This is a genomic window from Kitasatospora sp. NPDC001547 (genome assembly GCF_042894165.1).
In the GTDB taxonomy this organism is placed as follows: domain Bacteria; phylum Actinomycetota; class Actinomycetes; order Streptomycetales; family Streptomycetaceae; genus Kitasatospora.
The window spans coordinates 491,384-509,723 of sequence record NZ_JBIAVL010000003.1 but is presented as its reverse complement, the minus strand read 5'-3'; the positions used below and the strand labels follow the sequence as shown (position 1 = coordinate 509,723).

Here is an 18,340-nt window from a genome sequence, read left to right as displayed (position 1 = left end):
GGCGGCACAGCTAGTAGGACGTCCTAACAATTTACTCGGACGTCCTACTACTTGTCGATGGCAGCCGGGTCGCAGTCGCCCGCGGCGGGCGGGAAGCGGGGGCGGGAAGCACGGGCGGGAAGCACGGGTGACCACGGCGGACCGCGGCCGCGCGAACGCCGGAGCGCCCCTCCCCCGGTCGGGGAAGGGGCGCTCCGGAAGGCGCGGGAGGCGGGGCTCAGACCCCGCGAACGCCGGAGCGCCCCTCCCCCGGTCGGGGAAGGGGCGCTCCGGAAGGCGCGGGAGGCGGGGCTCAGACCCCGGCCGGCTGGCGGGCGCCGGCGCCCGCCGGGAGCTTCTCGGCGGCCTCGCGGGCCACCTTGCGCTCGAAGACGAAGGAGAGGAAGGGGATGCAGCCCGCCGCCAGGGTGAGCACCAGCCGGCCCATCGGCCACTTCAGCTTCTGCCCGAGCATGAAGGTCACCACGAAGTACCCGATGTAGAGGTAGCCGTGCAGCATCGCGACGTACGTGGTCACGCCCTCGGCGGTCTCGAAGCCGTACTTCGCGACCATGAAGCCGCAGAACACCAGCAGTGCCAGACCGGTCGCAATGGCCAGGCCCCGGTACCAGCCCAGCAGGGGGGTCGCCTTCATGATCTTCCTCGCGTCGCTCGGCAGTATCGGCCGGTACGCCCGGATCCGCGCACCGCTCACACGAGGGTAGCCGCCTTCACCTCCTCCGCTTCGCAGCCCCCTCGGCCTGCTCGGCGAAGTCCCCCGCGGCGATCCGCAGCGGCCTGAGCAGATCGAACACCTGGCGGCACTGCTCGGCGTCGTACTCCTCCAGCCCGAAGTCCATCGCCATCAGCTCGCGGGTCGCCTCCTCGACCACCTCGCGGCCGCGGTCGGTGATCGTGGCCAGCACGCCGCGGCCGTCGAGCGGGTTGGGGCGGCGGGCGACCAGGCCGGCCCGCTGCAGGCGGTCGACGGTGTTGGTGACGCTGGTGGGGTGGACCATGAGCCGCTCGCCGACCTTGGAGAGCGAGAGCTCGCCGGTCCGGCTGAAGGTCAGCAGCACCAGCGCCTCGTAGCGGGCGAAGGTCAGCCCGTACGGCTTGAGCACCGCGTCCACCCGGGACAGCAGGATCTGGTGGGCGCGCATGATCGAGGTGATCGCCGCCATCGAGGGGACCCCGCCCCAACGGCGGGTCCACAGCTCGTCGGCGCGGGCGATCGGGTCGAAGTCGAGAGCGAGGGGCTTGGCCACCTCCTTACCGTACCGGCGCAGGGGGTTCGCGGTACCAGGCGTTCCTGATGGTGGACAAGCGCAGCACGTGGCGAGAACCCGCCAACCGGACGGCCAGGTCCATACCAGGACATTGCGGCGGTGTGAACGCGCGGCAACGGGCTCCGGTCGCGGCGGGGTTGACCCCGGATCGGCCCCGCGCCGCGCCACCAGGCTTCGGTTCGGACGGTAACCCGCTGCAAGGACGAGCGATACGTCCCTTTTATCCGCTCGTTCATATTCCTTCACCTTGGCGGAACTTGGCCAATTCATGAGCAAGACCTGTCATTTGATGTGCTCGATTGTCATGCTTTCGGCCAACCCCGTTCGACAGCCACCACCCCCACCCACCGGTGGCGAAGCCGCTTCGACCGCACGGGGCCTGCACGTCAGCGCACGTTCCGCCCCTCAGGTGCCGCCCCGGCCCCCGGAACGCCGCGCGACCGCGCCTGCTCGCGGTTTCCCGGAAGGACTCGTTCGTGAAGCGAAAGCTCGCCGCAGTCGCCGTACTCTCCGCCACCGCCCTGCTCACCGGTGTCGTCCAGGTGAGCACCGCGGCCGTCGCGGACCCCGCCCCGCACTCCCGGGCCGCGCAGCAGCGCGCCGACCTGATCGCCCTGGCCAACGGCCAGGCCGGCAAGGTGGCGCACGCCCTGGCCCTGAGCGGCCAGGAGCAGCTGGTGGCCAAGGACGCCGTGGTGGACGCCGACGGCACCCGCCACCTCCGCTACGAGCGCACCTTCGCCGGCCTCCCGGTCCTGGGCGGTGACCTGGTGGTGCACCAGAGCGCCGACGGCTCGACCACCTCCGTGGACAAGGCCACCGGCGCCACCATCGCCCTGCCGAGCCTCACCCCGCAGATCCCCGCCGACAAGGCCGCCGCCCAGGCGACCGGCGCCGTGCAGTCCACCGTCGGCATCGCCGTCGACGAGGACGAGTCGCCGCTGACCGAGGTCCACCAGACCGGCGCCGCCAAGCTGGTGGTCTGGGCCGCCGACGGCTCGCCGCGCCTGGCGTACCAGACCACGGTCGAGGGCCTGCGCGCCGACGGCACCCCGAGCAGCCAGCTGCTGGTCACCGACGCCGCGACCGGCCAGGTGCTCTCCACCCACGAGCAGGTCCGGACCGCGGCCGGCTCCGGCAACGGCGTCTTCGTCGGCAACGTCTCCCTGACCACCACCCAGGTGTCGGGCGGCTACTCGCTGAAGGACGCCTCCCGCGGCGGCCAGTCCACCAGCGACATGAAGAACCGCACCTCCGGCTCGGGCACGCTCTACACCGACGCGGACAACGCCTGGGGCGACGGCACCGTCGCCAACGGCCAGTCGGCCGCCGTGGACGCCCAGTTCGGCGCGTCGGCCACCTGGGACTTCTACAAGAACACCTTCGGCCGCAACGGCATCCGCAACGACGGCGTCGGCGCCGCCAGCCGGGTCCACTACGGCAAGAACTACGTCAACGCCTTCTGGTCCGACCAGTGCTTCTGCATGTCGTACGGCGACGGCGCCAGCAACACCCACCCGCTGACCGAGCTGGACGTGGCCGGCCACGAGATGACCCACGGCGTCACCGCGGCCACCGCCAACCTGAACTACTCGGGCGAGTCCGGCGGCCTCAACGAGGCCACCTCGGACATCTTCGGCACCATGGTCGAGTTCTACGCCAACCTCTCCACGGACAAGCCGGACTACCTCATCGGCGAGGAGATCGACCTCAACGGCAACGGCACCCCGCTGCGCTACATGGACAAGCCGTCCAAGGACGGCCGTTCGGCCGACTACTGGTCGTCCTCGGTCGGCAGCCTGGACGTCCACTACTCCTCGGGCGTGGCCAACCACTTCTTCTACCTGCTCGCCGAGGGCAGCGGCGCCAAGACCATCAACGGCGTCAGCTACAACAGCCCGACCTACAACAACTCGACGCTCACGGGCATCGGCCGGGACAAGGCCGCGCAGATCTGGTACAAGGCGCTGACCGTCTACATGACCTCGACCACCAACTACGCGGGCGCCCGCACCGCCACCCTCAAGGCGGCGACGGACCTGTACGGCGCGAGCAGCGCCGAGTACAGCGCGGTCGCCGCGACCTGGGCCGCCGTCAACGTCAACTGACGCACCGCACCGGCGCACCGGACGCCCGGGTCCTCCCCAGGGAGGGCCCGGGCGTCCGGCCGTTCCCCGCCGGGGCCGTCCGCCGTCCCGGGCGGCTGTCAAGGCCGTCCGGCTGGCGGAGTCCCGCCAGGGGGGACGAACCGCCGGAAACCGGGCAACGGGCGGCAGCCGAACCATCCGTACCGGCACTGGCGGTTCCTGGCCAATCCGGGAGGCACCCTGTCCATCCCTGCCGACAATTGTCATGCTTCTGACCAAGTCCCGTCCGATCCTCCGCCGCCCCACCCACATCCGGCGGAGTGTCAGAAGCCGCACGGGACCGGCACGTCCGCGCCCTACCGCCCCCAAGGTGCCAACCCCGGCGCCCCGGTACGCGGCGCACCCGCATCGCACCCGCGGGTCTCGTGGAAGGAACCCCCGCACGTGAAGCGAAAGCTGACTGTCGGAGCCGTACTCTCCGCCACCGCCCTGCTGGCCGGCGTCATCCAGATCGCCGCCGTCCCCGCCCAGGCCGCCGCCCCCTCGCCGGCGCAGCAGCAGTCCGCGCTGCTCGCGCTGGCCACCGGGCAGAGCGCCCCGGTCGCCCAGGCCCTCGCCCTCGGCGGCCAGGAGAAGCTGGTTCCCAAGGACGTGGTGGTGGACCGGGACGGCACCCGCCACCTGCGGTACGACCGGACCTACGCGGGCCTGCCGGTGATCGGCGGCGACCTGGTCGTCCACCAGAAGGCCGACGGCTCGGTGAAGTCCGTCGACCGGGCCTTCGCCGGGCAGCTGGCGGTGACCAGCCTGACCCCGGGCCTCGCCGCGCCCCAGGCCGCCGAGGCGGCCACCGCCGCGGTGCGCGCGACCGTCGGCGTCGCCGCCGACCGGGACGAGGCGGCACTCAGCCGGGTCGACGGCGCCGGCGCGCCCGAGCTGGTCGTCTGGGCCGCCGACGGCACCCCGCGGCTCGCCCACCGCACCGTGGTCGAGGGCCAGCGCGCGGACGGCACCCCGAGCCGCCAGGAGGTGATCACCGACGCCGCCACCGGCGCGCTGCTCGCCAGCGACGAGAAGGTGCAGACCGCCACCGGCACCGGCAAGGGCGTCAACGTCGGCACCGTCACGCTGACCACCACCCAGAGCGGCAGCTCCTACCAGCTGAAGGACGCCTCCCGGGGCAACCAGTCCACCACCGACCTCAAGGGCGGCACCTCGGGCAGCGGCACGCTGTTCAGCAACACCACCAACTCCTGGGGCAACGGCCTGCCCTCCAACCGCGAGTCCGCCGCCGTGGACGCCCAGTTCGGCGCGGCGGCCACCTGGGACTACTACAAGAACACCTTCGGCCGCAACGGCATCAAGAACAACGGGGTCGGCGCCGCCAGCCGGGTGCACTACAGCACCAACTACGTCAACGCGTTCTGGGACGACTCCTGCTTCTGCATGACGTACGGCGACGGCTCCAGCAACACCCACCCGCTGACCGCCATCGACGTCTCCGGCCACGAGATGAGCCACGGCGTCACCTCGGCCACCGCCGGCCTGATCTACTCCGGCGAGTCCGGCGGCCTCAACGAGGCCACCTCGGACATCTTCGGCACCATGGTCGAGTGGTCCGCCAACCTGTCCGTCGACCCGGGTGACTACCTGATCGGCGAGAAGCTCAACATCAACGGCAACGGCACCCCGCTGCGCTACATGGACAAGCCCTCCAAGGACGGCGCGTCGGCCGACAACTGGTCCTCCACGGTCGGCAACAAGGACGTCCACTACTCCTCGGGCGTCGCCAACCACTTCTTCTACCTGCTCTCCGAGGGCAGCGGCGCCAAGGTCATCAACGGGGTCAGCTACAACAGCCCGACCTCCAACGGCTCGACGGTGACCGGGATCGGCCGCACCAAGGCGGCCGCGATCTGGTACCGCGCGCTGACCGTCTACATGACCTCCACCACCAACTACAAGGCCGCCCGCGCGGCGACCCTGAAGGCGGCCACCGACTTGTACGGCGCGACCAGCACCGAGTACAAGACGGTCGCGGCGGCCTGGAGCGCGGTGAACGTCAACTAGCGGCCGACCGCGCCACCCCGGCGGGAGACGAGCCACCCCCGGTAAGAAACGGCGACAGGCTGCCGCGGCCCTTTGGGAGAGGAGGCCGTGGCAGCCTGTCGACCGTCCACGATGGAGCCGGGGCTCAGGCGGTGGCGGGCTTCGGCTCGCCCCGCTCCTCGCGGCCGAGCATCCGCTCGGCGAAGAAGCCGCCGGTGGGCAGCACCGCCAGCACGAACATCAGGACGCCGCGCTTGGCGTCCCACTTCTGCGCCTGCCAGGCCTGGATCCAGAAGACCACGTACAGGATGAACAGGACGCCGTGGACCATGCCCATCACCGGGACGGCGTCGAACGAGGTGGTCCGCTTCAGCACCGAGCAGATCAGCAGCAGGATGAAGGAGACCCCTTCGGGGCCGGAGACCAGGCGCAGGCGGTGGACGGCGCTGCTGTTCACGATGGATACCTCGATACGGGGGTCGGCGGCGCGGACGCGCTTGTGAAGCGACTCACAAGCCTTCCGGCCCATTATCACCGAGCACATGTGCGGCACCCCGGCCGGGGGTGGGCTCCGTGCCGCATCTCACAGGGCCGGGCCGCCCTGTCACAGCTGTGTGCCGGAACGCCGCCGAGCGCGGCCGCCGACCGCCGGGAACCCCTATCCTGCTGCCCGCGCGCCCACCGATCCGGGCGCCGACGCATCGCACACGGGGGTAGCCGCAGATGTTCGAGCTCGACTGGGACCGCAGGACCTGCGCCAGGCGCGGTCACATCACCTACGCGCCGACGGAGCCCGAGCTGGCCTCCCGGCTGCACGCCACGACCGCCCTCGGCGACGCCTGGCGCTGCCTGCGCTGCGGCGACTTCGCGCTGGGCGACCCGCACGGCTCCGGCCCGGCCGAGGACGCGCCGCTGGTGCCGCGCGGCAAGGCGCTGCGGGACCTGTTCATCCTGCGCTTCCTGGCCGTCGAGCGGGTGCTGCGCGGACTGCTGATCATCGTGGTCGCCTGGGCCGTGTGGAAGTTCTCCAACAGCCAGGACGCGGTGCACCGGGTGTTCGACGAGAACCTCACGGTCTTCAAGCCGGTCACCGACCACTTCCACTGGGACCTCGAACACGCCCCGATCGTCGAGACGATCCGCAAGACCTTCGAGTTCAGGAAGAGCACCCTGCTGATCGTCGCGGGCGCGTTGATCGCCTACGCGGTGGTCGAGATCGTCGAGGCGGTCGGCCTCTGGCTGAACAAGCGCTGGGCCGAGTACCTGACGGTGGTCGCCACCGCGGCCTTCCTGCCGCTGGAGGGCTACGAGCTGAGCCACCACGTCAGCGCGCTGAAGGTCTGCACCCTGGTGCTGAACATCGCGGCGGTGCTCTGGATCATGCTCTCCAAGCGCCTGTTCGGGCTGCGCGGCGGCGTGGCGGCCTTCGAGGCGGAGCGCCACTCGGCCTCGCTGCTGGAGGTCGAGCAGGCGGCCGGCACCGTTCCGCACTCCGGACGGGGGGCGCGCGCCGGAGTCTGACCGGCGCGTTTGTCGCAGCCCGGTACCAGTTGTCCCGCGCACTCTCCCCGGGTCGCGCCCGCAGCGGCTAGATTGCGGCCGTGGCTCAGTTCAGACTCCAGGGATCCCGCGTGCTCGCAGTCGAGCTGGGCGGGGACGCCGTCAAGGCGCGAAACGGTTCGATGGTCGCCTACACCGGGCAGATGGCCTTCAAGAAGCTGACCGGCGGCGGGGACGGCCTGCGGGGCATGGTGACCCGCAGGCTGACCGGCGAGAAGATGACGGTCATGGAGGTGAAGGGACAGGGCACCTGCTACTTCGCCGACAAGGCCACCGAGATCAATCTGGTCCGGCTGAACGGCGAGACGCTGTACGTCGAGGCGGACAACCTGCTCTGCACCGAGGGCACCCTGCACACCGGCACCAGCTTCACCGGGCTCAACGGCATGTCCTCCGGCAACGGCCTGTTCACCACCAAGGTGGAGGGCCACGGCTGGGCGGCCGTCACCTCCAACGGCCCCGCCGTCATCCTGCGGGTCGACAAGAGCATGCCGCTGCGCGTCGACCCGGGGGCGTACGTGGCGCACACCGGCACCCTGCAGCGCAGCCTGAAGTCGGGCGCCGGCTGGACCACCGTCATCGGCGAGGGCGGCGGCGAGGCCGTCCAGATCGAGTTCACCGGCGAGGGCCTGGTGTACGTCCAGCCCTCCGAGAAGGTCACCGTCGGGGGCGACGTCTGATGGGCTTCACGAAGATCAACGGCAAGATGGTCGAGGCCCAGGTGGTGCCCGGGCAGCGGCTGTTCAGCCAGCGCGGCGCGATGCTCGCGTACAGCGGCGACGTCCGCTTCACGCCGAACATCACCGGCGGGCAGGGCGGCGTGATGTCGATGATCGGCCGCCGGGTGGCCAACGAGGACACCCCGCTGATGACCGTCGAGGGCCAGGGCCGGGTGATGTTCGGCCACGGCGGCCACCACGTCCACGTGATCGACCTGTTCGGCGACACCCTGTACGTCGAGGCGGACCGGCTGCTCGCCTTCGAGGGCACGCTGCGGCAGTCCACCATGTTCATGGGCTCGCAGGGCGGGGTGATGGGCATGGTTCGCGGCCAGGTCACCGGGCAGGGCCTGTTCACCACCAAGCTGGAGGGCCAGGGCGCGGTCGCGGTGATGGCCCACGGCGGCGTCTTCGAGCTGCCGATCGTCCCCGGCCAGTCGGTGCACGTCGACCCGCAGGCGTACGTGGCGCACCGCGGCGACGTCCGCAACAAGCTGTCCACCGCGCTGGGGTGGCGCGACATGATCGGCCGCGGCTCGGGCGAGGCGTTCCAGCTGGAACTGTCCGGGCAGGGTGCGGTGTACGTCCAGGCGAGCGAGGAGAAGCTCTGATGTCCTACCCGCCGCAGCCCCCGTACGGCTCGCCGCACAACCAGCCGACCCAGCCCGGCTTCGCGGTCCCGCCGCCCCCGCCGAACTACGGCGCGCCGCAGGGCTACCCGCCGCCGCCCGGCGGCCACCCCCAGCAGGGCTACCCGCCGCCCCCGCCGGCCCAGCAGCCCCAGCAGCAGCCGTACGGCCAGCAACAGCCTTACGCCCAGGAGCAGTTCGGCGGACCGGTGGCCCCGCTGCCGACCGGCCGGGGCGACGCCGGCCCGGTGGTGTGGGACGCCCACAGCCTGCCGGCCGGGGACAACGTCAACCCGTACGCCTTCTCGGTCGACCTGAACGGCTCGTACTTCCTCCAGAAGGGCAAGATGGTCGCCTACTACGGCGACATCTCCTTCCGGGGCGTCGGGGCCGGGGCGATCGACCGGATGCTCGGGCAGCACTTCAACTCGCCGATGCACGCGGCGGACTGGGTGATCGCCGAGGGCCGCGGCAAGCTGCTGCTGGCCGACCGGGCGTTCGACCTCAACTCGTACGACCTGGACGAGGGCAACCTGACCGTCCGCTCCGGCAACCTGCTGGCCTTCGACCCGACGCTGCGGCTCAAGCAGTCGATCATCCCGGGCTTCCTGACCCTGATCGGCACCGGCCGCTTCGTGGCCGCCTCCAACGGCCCGGTGCACTTCGTCGAGCCGCCGATCCGGGTGGACCCGCAGGCGCTGGTCGGCTGGGCGGACTGCCCGGCGCCGTGCCACCACTACGACCACGACTACATGCACGGGCTGATCGGCGGCCTGCGGCGGCTGACCGGCTTCGGCGGCGCCTCCGGCGAGGAGCACCAGTTCGAGTTCATCGGCGCCGGCCAGGTGCTGCTGCAATCGAGTGAAAAGCTGATGGCGGAGCAGCCGGTCGGACAGGTCGGCGCCGAGGCGGGAGTGCCGGTCGGCGGGGTGCCGATCCAGCCGGGCGGGCACGGCGGCGGGAATCCGAACCTGCCGGGCCTCGGTAACCTGGGCGACCTCGGCCGACGTTTCGGTCTGTAAACTTGTACAAGATTGAACTATATCGGCTATGCTGGGCCCCATGGATACGCACACGATCGACACTGCGGACGACCCGCCGTCGCAGCCCGGGGAGGAGACCCCCTGGCTGACCGCCAGGGAGCAGCGGATGTGGCGCGCCCATCTGGAAGTGTCCAAGCTGCTGGAGTACCAGCTCAGCCGTGAACTCCAGCCGCACAACCTGGCGATCAACGACTACGAGATCCTGGTCGTGCTCTCCGAGGCCGCGGACCGCCGGATGCGCATGACCGACCTCGCGACCGCCACCCTCCAGTCGAAGAGCCGCCTCTCCCACCAGATCACCCGGATGGAGAACGCCGGCCTCGTCCTGCGCCAGGAGTGCCCCGGCGACCGCCGCGGCCTCTACGCCCACCTCACCGAGCACGGCTGGGAGACCATGCAGCAGGTCGCCCCGGACCACGTGCGCAGCGTCCGGGCCCACTTCATCGACCGCTTCACCCCGGAGCAGCTCGACGAGATGTACGAGGCCCTCGCCCCCATCGCCGAACACCTCCGCGGCCTCCGCGGCAAGCCGTAGGCCCTGCCGCACCGAAGGGCCGGTCCCCCGGGACCGGCCCTTCGTCGTTCCCGCCGCGCGGTGAGCCGGCCCGGCCGGCTCACCGCGCGCGGGCTCAGCTCGCGGTCAGGCCGGCGACCAGTTCGTCGGCCGCGCCGTACGGGTCGAGGGCGCCGTCGGCCACGCGCTCGGCCAGGGCGGCCAGATGCCGGTCCCCGCGCAGGTCGCCGATCCGGGCGCGCAGTTCGGCCAGCGCGATCGCCACGATCTCCTCGGCGGCCCGGCGGCGGCGGCGCGCGGCGAGCTCGCCGTGCTCCTCCAGCCAGGCGCGGTGCTTCTCCAGCGCCTCGACCACCTCGTCCACGCCCTCGCCGCGGGCCGCGACGGTCTTGACGATCGGCGGGCGCCAGTCCCCCGGCTCCCGGGCCTCGCCGAGGCCCAGCATGTGGTTGAGCTCCCGCGCGGTGGCGTCGGCACCGTCCCGGTCGGCCTTGTTGACCACGAAGAGGTCGCCGATCTCCAGGATCCCGGCCTTGGCGGCCTGGATGCCGTCGCCCATCCCGGGGGCCAGCAGCACCACGGTGGTGTCCGCCTGGGCGGCGACCTCGACCTCGGACTGGCCGACCCCGACGGTCTCGACCAGGATCACCTCGCAGCCGGCCGCGTCCAGCACCCGCAGCGCCTGCGGCGCCGCCCAGGAGAGCCCGCCGAGGTGGCCGCGGGTGGCCATCGAGCGGATGAACACCTCGGGGTCGGTGGCGTGGTCCTGCATCCGGACCCGGTCGCCCAGCAGCGCCCCACCGGAGAACGGCGAGGACGGGTCGACGGCCAGCACCCCGACCCGCTTGCCGAGCCGCCGGTAGGCGGAGACCAGCGCCGAGGTGGAGGTGGACTTGCCCACCCCGGGCGAGCCGGTCAGGCCCACCGTGTACGCCCGCCCGGTGTACGGCGCGAGCGCGGCCATCGCCTCCCGCAGCTGCGGCGCGGCGTTCTCGACCAGCGTGATCAGCCGGGCGACCGCCCGCGGCCGGCCCTCCCGGGCCTGCTCGACCAGCGTGGCGACATCGATCATCAGGAGCTCCTAGCGCAGACGCAGATGCCGAAAGGGGCTACGGACCGCAGCAACGCGGTCCGTAGCCCTGGAGGTCGGATCGGCCGGTCAGGCCTTCGGGACGCGCACGATCAGCGCGTCGCCCTGGCCGCCGCCGCCGCACAGCGCGGCCGCGCCGACCCCGCCGCCGCGGCGCTGCAGCTCCAGCGCCAGGGTCAGCACCACGCGGGCGCCGGACATCCCGATCGGGTGGCCGAGCGCGATGGCGCCGCCGTTGACGTTGACGATGTCGGAGGAGACGCCCAGGTCCTTCATGGACTGGTGGGCGACCGCCGCGAAGGCCTCGTTGATCTCGATCAGGTCGAGGTCGGCGACCTCCAGGCCCTCCTTGGCCAGCGCGTGCTTGATCGCGTTGGACGGCTGCGACTGCAGCGAGTTGTCCGGGCCGGCCACGTTGCCGTGCGCGCCGATCTCGGCGATCCAGGTCAGGCCCAGCTCCTCGGCCTTGGCCTTGCTCATCACGACCACGGCGGCGGCGCCGTCGGAGATCTGCGAGGAGGTGCCGGCGGTGATCGTGCCGTCCTTGGTGAAGGCCGGGCGCAGCTTGGCGAGGCCCTCGACGGTGGTGTCCGCGCGGATGCCCTCGTCCTGGCTGAACAGCACCGGCTCGCCCTTGCGCTGCGGGATGGCGACCGGGACGATCTCGGCATCGAAGACCCCGTCGGCCTGCGCCTTGGCGGCTCGCTGGTGGGAGGCGGCGGCGATCTCGTCCTGCACCTCGCGCGGGATGCCCAGGCGGGTGTTGTGCTTCTCGGTGGACTCGCCCATCGGGATGTTCTCGTAGGCGTCGGTGAGGCCGTCGTGGGCCATCGCGTCGAGCATCCCGATCGCGCCGTACTTGAAGCCCTCGCGGGACTTCGGCAGCAGGTGCGGGGCGTTGGTCATCGACTCCTGGCCGCCGGCCACCACGATGTCGAACTCGCCGGCCCGGATCAGCTGGTCGGCCAGCGCGATGGCGTCGAGACCGGAGAGGCACACCTTGTTGACGGTCAGCGCCGGGACGTTCATCGGGATGCCGGCCTTGACGGCGGCCTGGCGGGCCGGGATCTGGCCGGCGCCGGCCTGGAGCACCTGGCCCATGATCACGTACTGGACCTGCTCGCCGGTGATCCCGGCCCGCTCCAGGGCCGCCTTGATCGCGACGGCGCCGAGCTCGGCACCGGAGAAGCCCTTGAGGGAACCCAGCAGGCGGCCCATCGGGGTCCGCGCACCGGCAACGATCACAGAGGTGGTGTTGGTCATGGGACGGGCCCCTTCGCACGTCGTGGCCAGGTGAGGATGCGCTCAATGTACTGACCTGTTACCCGCCCGTCACCGGAGCGACGGTGTGATCGAGCGCACTGGCACCGTCCAGTCAACACCGTGCCGACCCGTTCCGGGTGAACCGCCCGCCGTGTGAGCAGGCTCGCACGTCCGGCACTGGCGTCCGTCGCGGGGCATGCGCTGCACTGGGTGCACCCTTCCCCCCATCACCCGGAGGCCGTCGTGCTGACCCGAATCGACCACATCGGCATCGCCTGCCGAGACCTCGACAAGACGGTCGAGTTCTACCGCGCCACCTACGGCTTCGAGGTCTTCCACTCCGAGGTCAACGAGGAGCAGGGCGTCCGCGAGGCCATGCTCCGGATCAACGGCACCGACGACGGCGGCGCCTCCTACCTCCAGCTGCTGGAGCCCACCCGGCCCGACTCCACGGTGGCCAAGTGGCTGGAGAAGAACGGCGAGGGCGTGCACCACATCGCCTTCGGCACCGCGGACGTGGACGGCGACGCCGCCGCCATCCGGGACAAGGGCGTCCGGGTCCTCTACGACGAGCCGCGGATCGGCTCGATGGGTTCGCGGATCACCTTCCTGCACCCCAAGGACTGCGGCGGCGTGCTGACCGAGCTGGTCACCTCCGCGCAGCAGGGCCACGACGAGCACTGATCCCCGTCCGGACCGCCCCGGGGCGCCGCGCGCCCCGGCGGCAGCCGACGCCCCGTCGGTCATGACCCGTCAGTAACCTGGCGGGAAGAGCCGGAAAACACCCCTGCGGCCATTCCCCCGCAGTGCGCTCCCACTACAATGCCCAGGTGCGCGAAGGCTCCGGGGGACGGAGGCGACGGGCACGGCCGAAGACAGGCCCGTCCGCCCTCCGGTGGTCGGCCCGTCGCAAGGGGAGTCCACAACGCGGGCACGGCTGAACAGTCGCAAGACGGATCTGTCACCATTCTCCACAAGGCAAGAGTTCGCCCAGGAGTCCACCCGGACGGGGGAACGCGGCACCCCCGCGCTCCCGCGCCCCGGACTCCGACGACCGCGGCGGGCGGCCCCGACACCACGGGGAGCCGTCCACCAGCCGTGGATGCAAGGACCAGTCGGACCGGCACCCGGGTATCGGGAGCCCGGCACCGGTCGGGTCGAGGACGCGACCAGGAGATGGATGGGACCGCGGAGTGCGGGGCAACGACCGCTACGAGGCTGACGATCACCTCTCCCAGTTCGAGGCCGAGATGGGTCGGACTCGGAAGGAGCGGGACAAGGCAGTCGAGCATGCCGAGGACCTCGCCTACCAGGTGGAGGTGCTGCGGGCCAAGCTGCACGAGTCCCGCCGCATGCTCGCCCAGCCGCGCGCCTTCGACGCCGTCTCCGGCCAGGCCGAGCAGATGCTCCGCACCGCCGAGATGCAGGCCCAGCAGCTGCGCGCCGACGCCGAGCGCCAGCTGCGCGACTCCCAGGCCGCCACCCAGCGGATCATGGCCGAGGCCGCCGAGCGCACCGCCCGGTTGGAGGCCGACCTCGCCGCCCGCCGCCGCCAGCTGGAGGACGAGCTCGCCGAGCTGCGCCGCTCCGCCGAGCAGCACGTCAACGGCTGGGCCGAGCAGACCAGGGTCGGCTCCGAGCAGGAGGCCAAGCGGCTGCTCCAGGAGGCCCGCGCCGAGGCCGAGCGGATGGTCGCCGCCGCCCGCGCGGAGGCCGTCGCCCTCTCCGACCAGGCCCGCGCCCAGACCGCCGCCGACGTGGACGCCGCCCGCGGCGAGGCCCACGCCGCCGCCGAGGCCGCCCTGCAGCGGGCCCAGAGCGACGCCGAGCGGCTGCTGCGCGCCGCCTCCGAGCAGGCCCAGCAGGCCGGCGCCCAGGCCGCCGCCGACGTGGACGCCGCCCGCGGCGAGGCCCAGCAGCAGCTGGCCGCCGCGCACGCCGCCGCCGAGGGACAGCTGGCCGCCGCCCAGGCCGAGATCGGCCGGCTCAAGACCCAGGCCGCCGCCGAGCAGGCCCGCGCCGAGCAGCAGCTCGCCGCGGCCAAGGCCGAGATAGAGCGGCTGCGCGCCGAGGCGATCGCCGAGGCGGAGCGCACCCGCCGCGAGGCCGCCGAGCTGCGCGCCCAGGCCGAGCGGGCCGCCGAGCAGCTCCAGGCCGACGCCGAGGCCGCCGCCGAGCGCAAGGTCGCCGACGGCGAGGCCGCCAACGAGCAGCGCTCGCAGACCGCCCGGGCCGAGGTCGCCCGGATGGTCGCCCAGGCCACCAAGGAGGCCTCGGCGATCCGTGCCGAGGCCGAGGCCGTCCGCGCGGAGGCCTCCACCAAGCAGGCCGAGGCCGACGCCGCCAAGGCCGCCGCGGCCGAGGAGAGCGAGCGGCTGCGGGCCACCGCCGAGTCGGTGGCCGCCGAGCTGAAGGCCGAGGCCGAGGCGGCGATCGCCGAACTGCGCGCCCTGGCCGAACGGGACGTCGCCGAACTGCGCGCGCGGGCCCAGGCCGACGCCGAGCGGCTGCGCGGCGAGGCCGAGGAGGCGGGCCGGGCGGCCGGCGCCAAGGACGCCACCGTCCACCTCGCCAAGGCCGCCAAGACCGCCGAGGAGGTGCTCGGCCGGGCCAACCAGGACGCCGAGACCGCGCGCGGCGAGGCCGCCGCCGAGGCCGAGCGGATCCGCGCCGAGGCCGCCGCCGAGGCGCAGCGGCTGCGCGAGCAGGCCCAGGCCGCCGTGGAGCAGGCCCAGAACGCCGCCCTGGACGACGCCGCCGCGATCCGCGAGCGGATCGAGCGGATGCAGGACGAGGCGGCCCGGCTGCGCGCCGAGGCCGAGGAGCTGCGCGCCCAGGCCGCCGCCGAGGCCGACCGGGTGCGCGGCGAGGCCCGCCGCCAGGCCGTGGTCCAGATCGAGGAGTCGGCGAAGAACGCCGAGGAGCTGCTCACCAAGGCCAAGGCCGACGCGGACGAGCTGCGCGCGGGTGCCGCCGGGGAGATCGAGCGGCTGCGCGCGCAGGCCCAGGAGCAGGCCGCCGAGACCCAGGGCCGGGCCGAGCAGACCCTGGCCCGGGCCCGCGCCGAGGCCGGGAAGATCACCGAGGCCGCCGAGCAGCAGGGCCAGGACGCGCTCGCCGCCGCCAAGGCCGCGGCCGCCGAGAACCGCGCCGCCGCCGAGCGCGAGACCGCCGAACTCCGGCGCGAAGCCACCGAGTTCGACCAGCGGGTGCGCGCCGAGGCGACCGCCGCCGCGGAGGCCCTGACCACCGAGGCGCAGGCCGAGGCGAACGCCGTCCGGGACGCCGCGGTGGCCGACGCCGAGCGGGTTCGCACCGAGGCCGACACCGAGGCCGCCCGGACCCGGGCCGAGGCCGAGGCGGCCGCCGACGCGCTGCGCGAGGAGAGCCGGCGCGAGCGCGAGGAGGCCGCCGACGGGCTGCGCCGCGAGCGCGAGGAGACCGCCGAGCACCTGGACGCCGCCGAGGCCGCCCGCGAGCAGGCCGAGCGGGCCGCCGCGGAGACCCTCGCGGAGGCCGAGCAGGCCGCCGGGGAACTGCGGGCTCTCGCCCAGCGCGAGACCACCCAGCAGCGCGAGGCCGCCGAGGCCTACGCCGACCGCGTCCGCACCGAGGCCGAACAGCACGCCACCGACCTCACCGAACGCACCGCGGCGGAGACCGCCGAGGTCCGCCAGGCCGCCGACGCCTACAGCGCCGAGGTCCGCGAGCAGGCCGACGCCTACAACGTCCAGGTCCGCGAGGCCGTCGACGCCTACGCCGCCGAGCAGCGCACCACCGCCGACACCTACGCCGCGGAGACCCGGGCGGAGGCCGAGCAGGCCGCCGAGGAGCTGCGGGCCCTCGCCCAGCGCGAGACCACCCAGCAGCGCGAGGCCGCCGAGGCCTACGCCGACCGCGTCCGCGCCGAGGCCGAACAGCAGGCCACCGACCTCACCGAACGCACCGCGGCGGAGACCGCCGAGGTCCGCGAGGCGGCCGACCGGCACAGCGCCGAGGTCCGCGAGCAGGCCGACGCCTACGCCGCCGAACAGCGCACCGCCGCCGACGAGGTGCTGGAGCGCGCCGAGGCGACCGCCGAGCAGCGCCGCGCCGAGGCCGCCAAGGACGCCAAGGCCACCCGCGAGAAGGCCGCCGCCGAACTGGCCCTGGCCAACGAGCAGGCCGGGACCGTCCGGGCCGAGGCCGGCCGCGAGCTGTCCGAGGCCCGCGCCACCGCCGACGGCATCCGCGCCGAGGCCGCCGCCGAGCTGGAGCAGGCCAAGGCCGACCGCGCCGAGCTGATCGCCGCCGCCAAGGCCGAGGGCGCCGAGCTGGTGGCGGCCGCCGAGGAGGAGGCCGCCGAGGTCCGCCAGTCGGTGGCCGGCATGCACGAGGCCGCCGCCGAGCAGATCGCCGCGCTCAGGGCCGCCGCCGAGCAGGAGGCCGCCGAGGTCCGCGAGGCCGCCGAGAAGGACGCCACCGAGCTGCGCGTCCTCGCCGAGCGCGAGACCACCGAGCAGCGCGAGGCCGCCGACGCGTACGTCGCCGAGCTGCGCGCCCTGGTCGAGCGCGAGACCACCGAGCAGCGCGAGCTCGTCGACCGCGAGACCGCCGACCTGCGCGCCCGCACCGAGGCCGAGACCACCGCCCTGCGCGAGCAGACCGAGCTGGAGCTGGCCGCCGAGCGGGAGGCCGTCGAGAACGAGCTCGGCCGCCGCCGCGCCGAGGCCCGGGCCTACGACGAGCAGCTGCGCGCGGACGCCGAGGCCGAGCTGCGCGCCGCCCAGGAGGCCGCCGAGCAGCTGCGCGCCGACGCCGAGGCGCAGGCCGCCCGTACGGTCGCCGAGGCCGAGGCGCAGGGCGCCCGCAGCATCGCCGACGCCGAGGAGCTGGCGGCCGGTCTGCGCGCCGAGGCCGAGGAGTACGCCCTCGCCACCCGCACCCTGGCCGACGAGTACGACTCCGCCACCCACGCGCGCGCCGACGCCTACGACGCGCAGACCCGGGAGGCCGCCGAGCAGTTCGACAAGGCCACCCGCGAACAGGCCAAGTCCGTCCTGGAGAAGGCCTTCGCGGACGCCGAGGCGCTCGGCGAGGACGCCCAGACCACCGCGCTGGCGACCACCGCCGCCGCGGAGGAGCAGGCGGACGCGATGGTCGCCGCCGCCCGCAAGGAGGCCGACCGGCTGGTCGCCGCCGGCGAGGCGGCCGGTCAGGCCGAGGTCGAGAAGGGCCGCTCCGACGCGGACGCCCTGCTCGCCGAGGCCCGCCGGGACGCCACCGCGATCCGCGAGCGCGCCGAGGAGCTGCGCGAGCGCACCGACGCCGAGGTCGAGGCCCTGCACGAGCGCGCCCGCAAGGAGAACGCGGCGGCCATGAAGTCGGCCGGCGAGCGGGTGGACGCGCTGGTGACGGCCGCCCAGGAGCAGCTGACCGAGGCCGAGGAGCAGGCGGTGGCCACCGTCGCCGAGGCCGAGGACCGCGCGGCGGCCCTGGTCGCCGCGGCCGAGGACCGCGCTGCCGAGCTGACGTCGGAGGCCTCCGCGGAGGCGAGCAAGGTCCGGATCTCCGCCGTCCGCAAGGCCGAGGGCCTGCTGAAGGAGGCGGAGACCAAGCTCGCCGACTCCACCAGCCGCGCCGAGGCGCTCATCGTCAAGGCCGAGGCCAAGCTGCGGTCGTCCGAGGCCGAGGCCGAGGAGCGGCTGGACCGGGCCGCCGCCGAGGCGGAGAAGCGGCTGCGGGACGCCGACGAGGCCGCGGACGAGCAGGTCGAGCTGGCGAAGGCGGAGGCCGAGCGGCTGCTCGCCGAGGCGAAGGCCGAGGCGAAGCGGGTCACTGACGAGGGCCGGCGCGAGCTGGACGAACTGGTGCGCCGCCGCAAGGACATCAACACCGAGATCTCCAGGGTCCAGGACGTGCTGTCCGCCCTGGAGGCGTTCGAGGCACCGTCACCGGTCGCCCAGGCCAACGGGGGAAGCAACACCAAGAAGGACGGGGGTGCCAAGGCCGGTGCCGGAGTTGGCTCCCCCCGGTCGGGTGGCAATCGCTCCAAGAGCTCACCACCCGATTGAGCGGACATTGGCGGTCATTGTCCGTGAGAGAACGGCGTACAGCCGTCGACACTCCGGTACCGTGT

At 73.2% G+C, this 18,340-nt stretch carries 14 protein-coding genes; 9 read left to right on the top strand and 5 right to left on the bottom strand.

The window, feature by feature from the left end:
• Positions 1–292: 292 nt before the first annotated feature.
• Positions 293–634 carry a DUF3817 domain-containing protein gene (locus tag ACFY0X_RS07975; protein ID WP_387750389.1) on the bottom strand — a complete coding sequence of 114 codons (342 nt, stop codon included), beginning with the start codon at positions 632–634 and terminating at the stop codon, positions 293–295.
• A gap of 76 nt (positions 635–710) precedes the next feature.
• Positions 711–1,247: a MarR family winged helix-turn-helix transcriptional regulator gene (locus tag ACFY0X_RS07970; RefSeq protein WP_387750386.1), complete on the bottom strand. Its 537-nt coding sequence runs from the start codon at positions 1,245–1,247 to the stop codon at positions 711–713.
• Positions 1,248–1,744: 497 nt separating this feature from the next.
• On the opposite strand from ACFY0X_RS07970, the gene ACFY0X_RS07965 reads away from it, so the two are divergent.
• Both ACFY0X_RS07965 and ACFY0X_RS07960 read left to right on the top strand, forming a co-directional pair.
• A complete protein-coding gene (locus ACFY0X_RS07965) occupies positions 1,745–3,376 on the top strand; it encodes a M4 family metallopeptidase (protein ID WP_387750383.1) in 1,632 nt (543 codons plus the stop codon).
• Between the two features lie 423 nt (positions 3,377–3,799).
• Positions 3,800–5,425: a M4 family metallopeptidase gene (locus ACFY0X_RS07960; protein WP_387750380.1), complete on the top strand. Its 1,626-nt coding sequence runs from the start codon at positions 3,800–3,802 to the stop codon at positions 5,423–5,425.
• Positions 5,426–5,549: 124 nt separating this feature from the next.
• Here the strand turns inward: ACFY0X_RS07960 and ACFY0X_RS07955 are convergent, their stop codons facing one another.
• Complete coding sequence (locus tag ACFY0X_RS07955; protein ID WP_387750377.1) at positions 5,550–5,861, bottom strand: DUF3817 domain-containing protein; 312 nt, start codon at positions 5,859–5,861, stop codon at positions 5,550–5,552.
• 266 nt (positions 5,862–6,127) lie between these two features.
• Between ACFY0X_RS07955 and ACFY0X_RS07950 the strand changes: the two genes are divergently transcribed.
• The 5 genes from ACFY0X_RS07950 (at position 6,128) to ACFY0X_RS07930 (ending at position 9,890) form a co-directional block, all read left to right on the top strand.
• Positions 6,128–6,925: a DUF2127 domain-containing protein gene (locus ACFY0X_RS07950; RefSeq protein ID WP_387750375.1), complete on the top strand. Its 798-nt coding sequence runs from the start codon at positions 6,128–6,130 to the stop codon at positions 6,923–6,925.
• Between the two features lie 80 nt (positions 6,926–7,005).
• A complete protein-coding gene (locus tag ACFY0X_RS07945) occupies positions 7,006–7,644 on the top strand; it encodes an AIM24 family protein (protein ID WP_387750372.1) in 639 nt (212 codons plus the stop codon).
• Positions 7,644–8,294 carry an AIM24 family protein gene (locus ACFY0X_RS07940; RefSeq protein WP_387750369.1) on the top strand — a complete coding sequence of 217 codons (651 nt, stop codon included), beginning with the start codon at positions 7,644–7,646 and terminating at the stop codon, positions 8,292–8,294. The genes ACFY0X_RS07945 and ACFY0X_RS07940 overlap by 1 nt, the downstream gene beginning before the upstream one ends.
• Before the next feature lie 227 nt (positions 8,295–8,521).
• Positions 8,522–9,334, top strand: a complete 813-nt coding sequence (locus tag ACFY0X_RS07935) for an AIM24 family protein (protein WP_387750608.1) — start codon at positions 8,522–8,524, stop codon at positions 9,332–9,334.
• Positions 9,335–9,374: 40 nt separating this feature from the next.
• Positions 9,375–9,890, top strand: coding sequence for a MarR family winged helix-turn-helix transcriptional regulator (locus ACFY0X_RS07930; protein ID WP_387750366.1), 516 nt, complete (start codon positions 9,375–9,377; stop codon positions 9,888–9,890).
• Between the two features lie 94 nt (positions 9,891–9,984).
• On the opposite strand, the gene meaB is transcribed toward ACFY0X_RS07930, so the two are convergent.
• Both meaB and ACFY0X_RS07920 read right to left on the bottom strand, forming a co-directional pair.
• Positions 9,985–10,941 (bottom strand): methylmalonyl Co-A mutase-associated GTPase MeaB, encoded by a 957-nt coding sequence (gene meaB, locus ACFY0X_RS07925; RefSeq protein WP_387750364.1) that lies wholly within the window; start codon positions 10,939–10,941, stop codon positions 9,985–9,987.
• Positions 10,942–11,028: 87 nt separating this feature from the next.
• Complete coding sequence (locus tag ACFY0X_RS07920; protein WP_387750361.1) at positions 11,029–12,222, bottom strand: acetyl-CoA C-acetyltransferase; 1,194 nt, start codon at positions 12,220–12,222, stop codon at positions 11,029–11,031.
• A 243-nt stretch (positions 12,223–12,465) separates the two neighbouring features.
• Between ACFY0X_RS07920 and mce the strand changes: the two genes are divergently transcribed.
• Positions 12,466–12,906 carry a methylmalonyl-CoA epimerase gene (gene mce, locus ACFY0X_RS07915; protein ID WP_387750358.1) on the top strand — a complete coding sequence of 147 codons (441 nt, stop codon included), beginning with the start codon at positions 12,466–12,468 and terminating at the stop codon, positions 12,904–12,906.
• 509 nt (positions 12,907–13,415) lie between these two features.
• On the top strand, positions 13,416–18,275 hold the full coding sequence (locus tag ACFY0X_RS07910; RefSeq protein ID WP_387750355.1) for a hypothetical protein: 4,860 nt from the start codon (positions 13,416–13,418) through the stop codon (positions 18,273–18,275).
• Positions 18,276–18,340 lie beyond the last annotated feature (65 nt).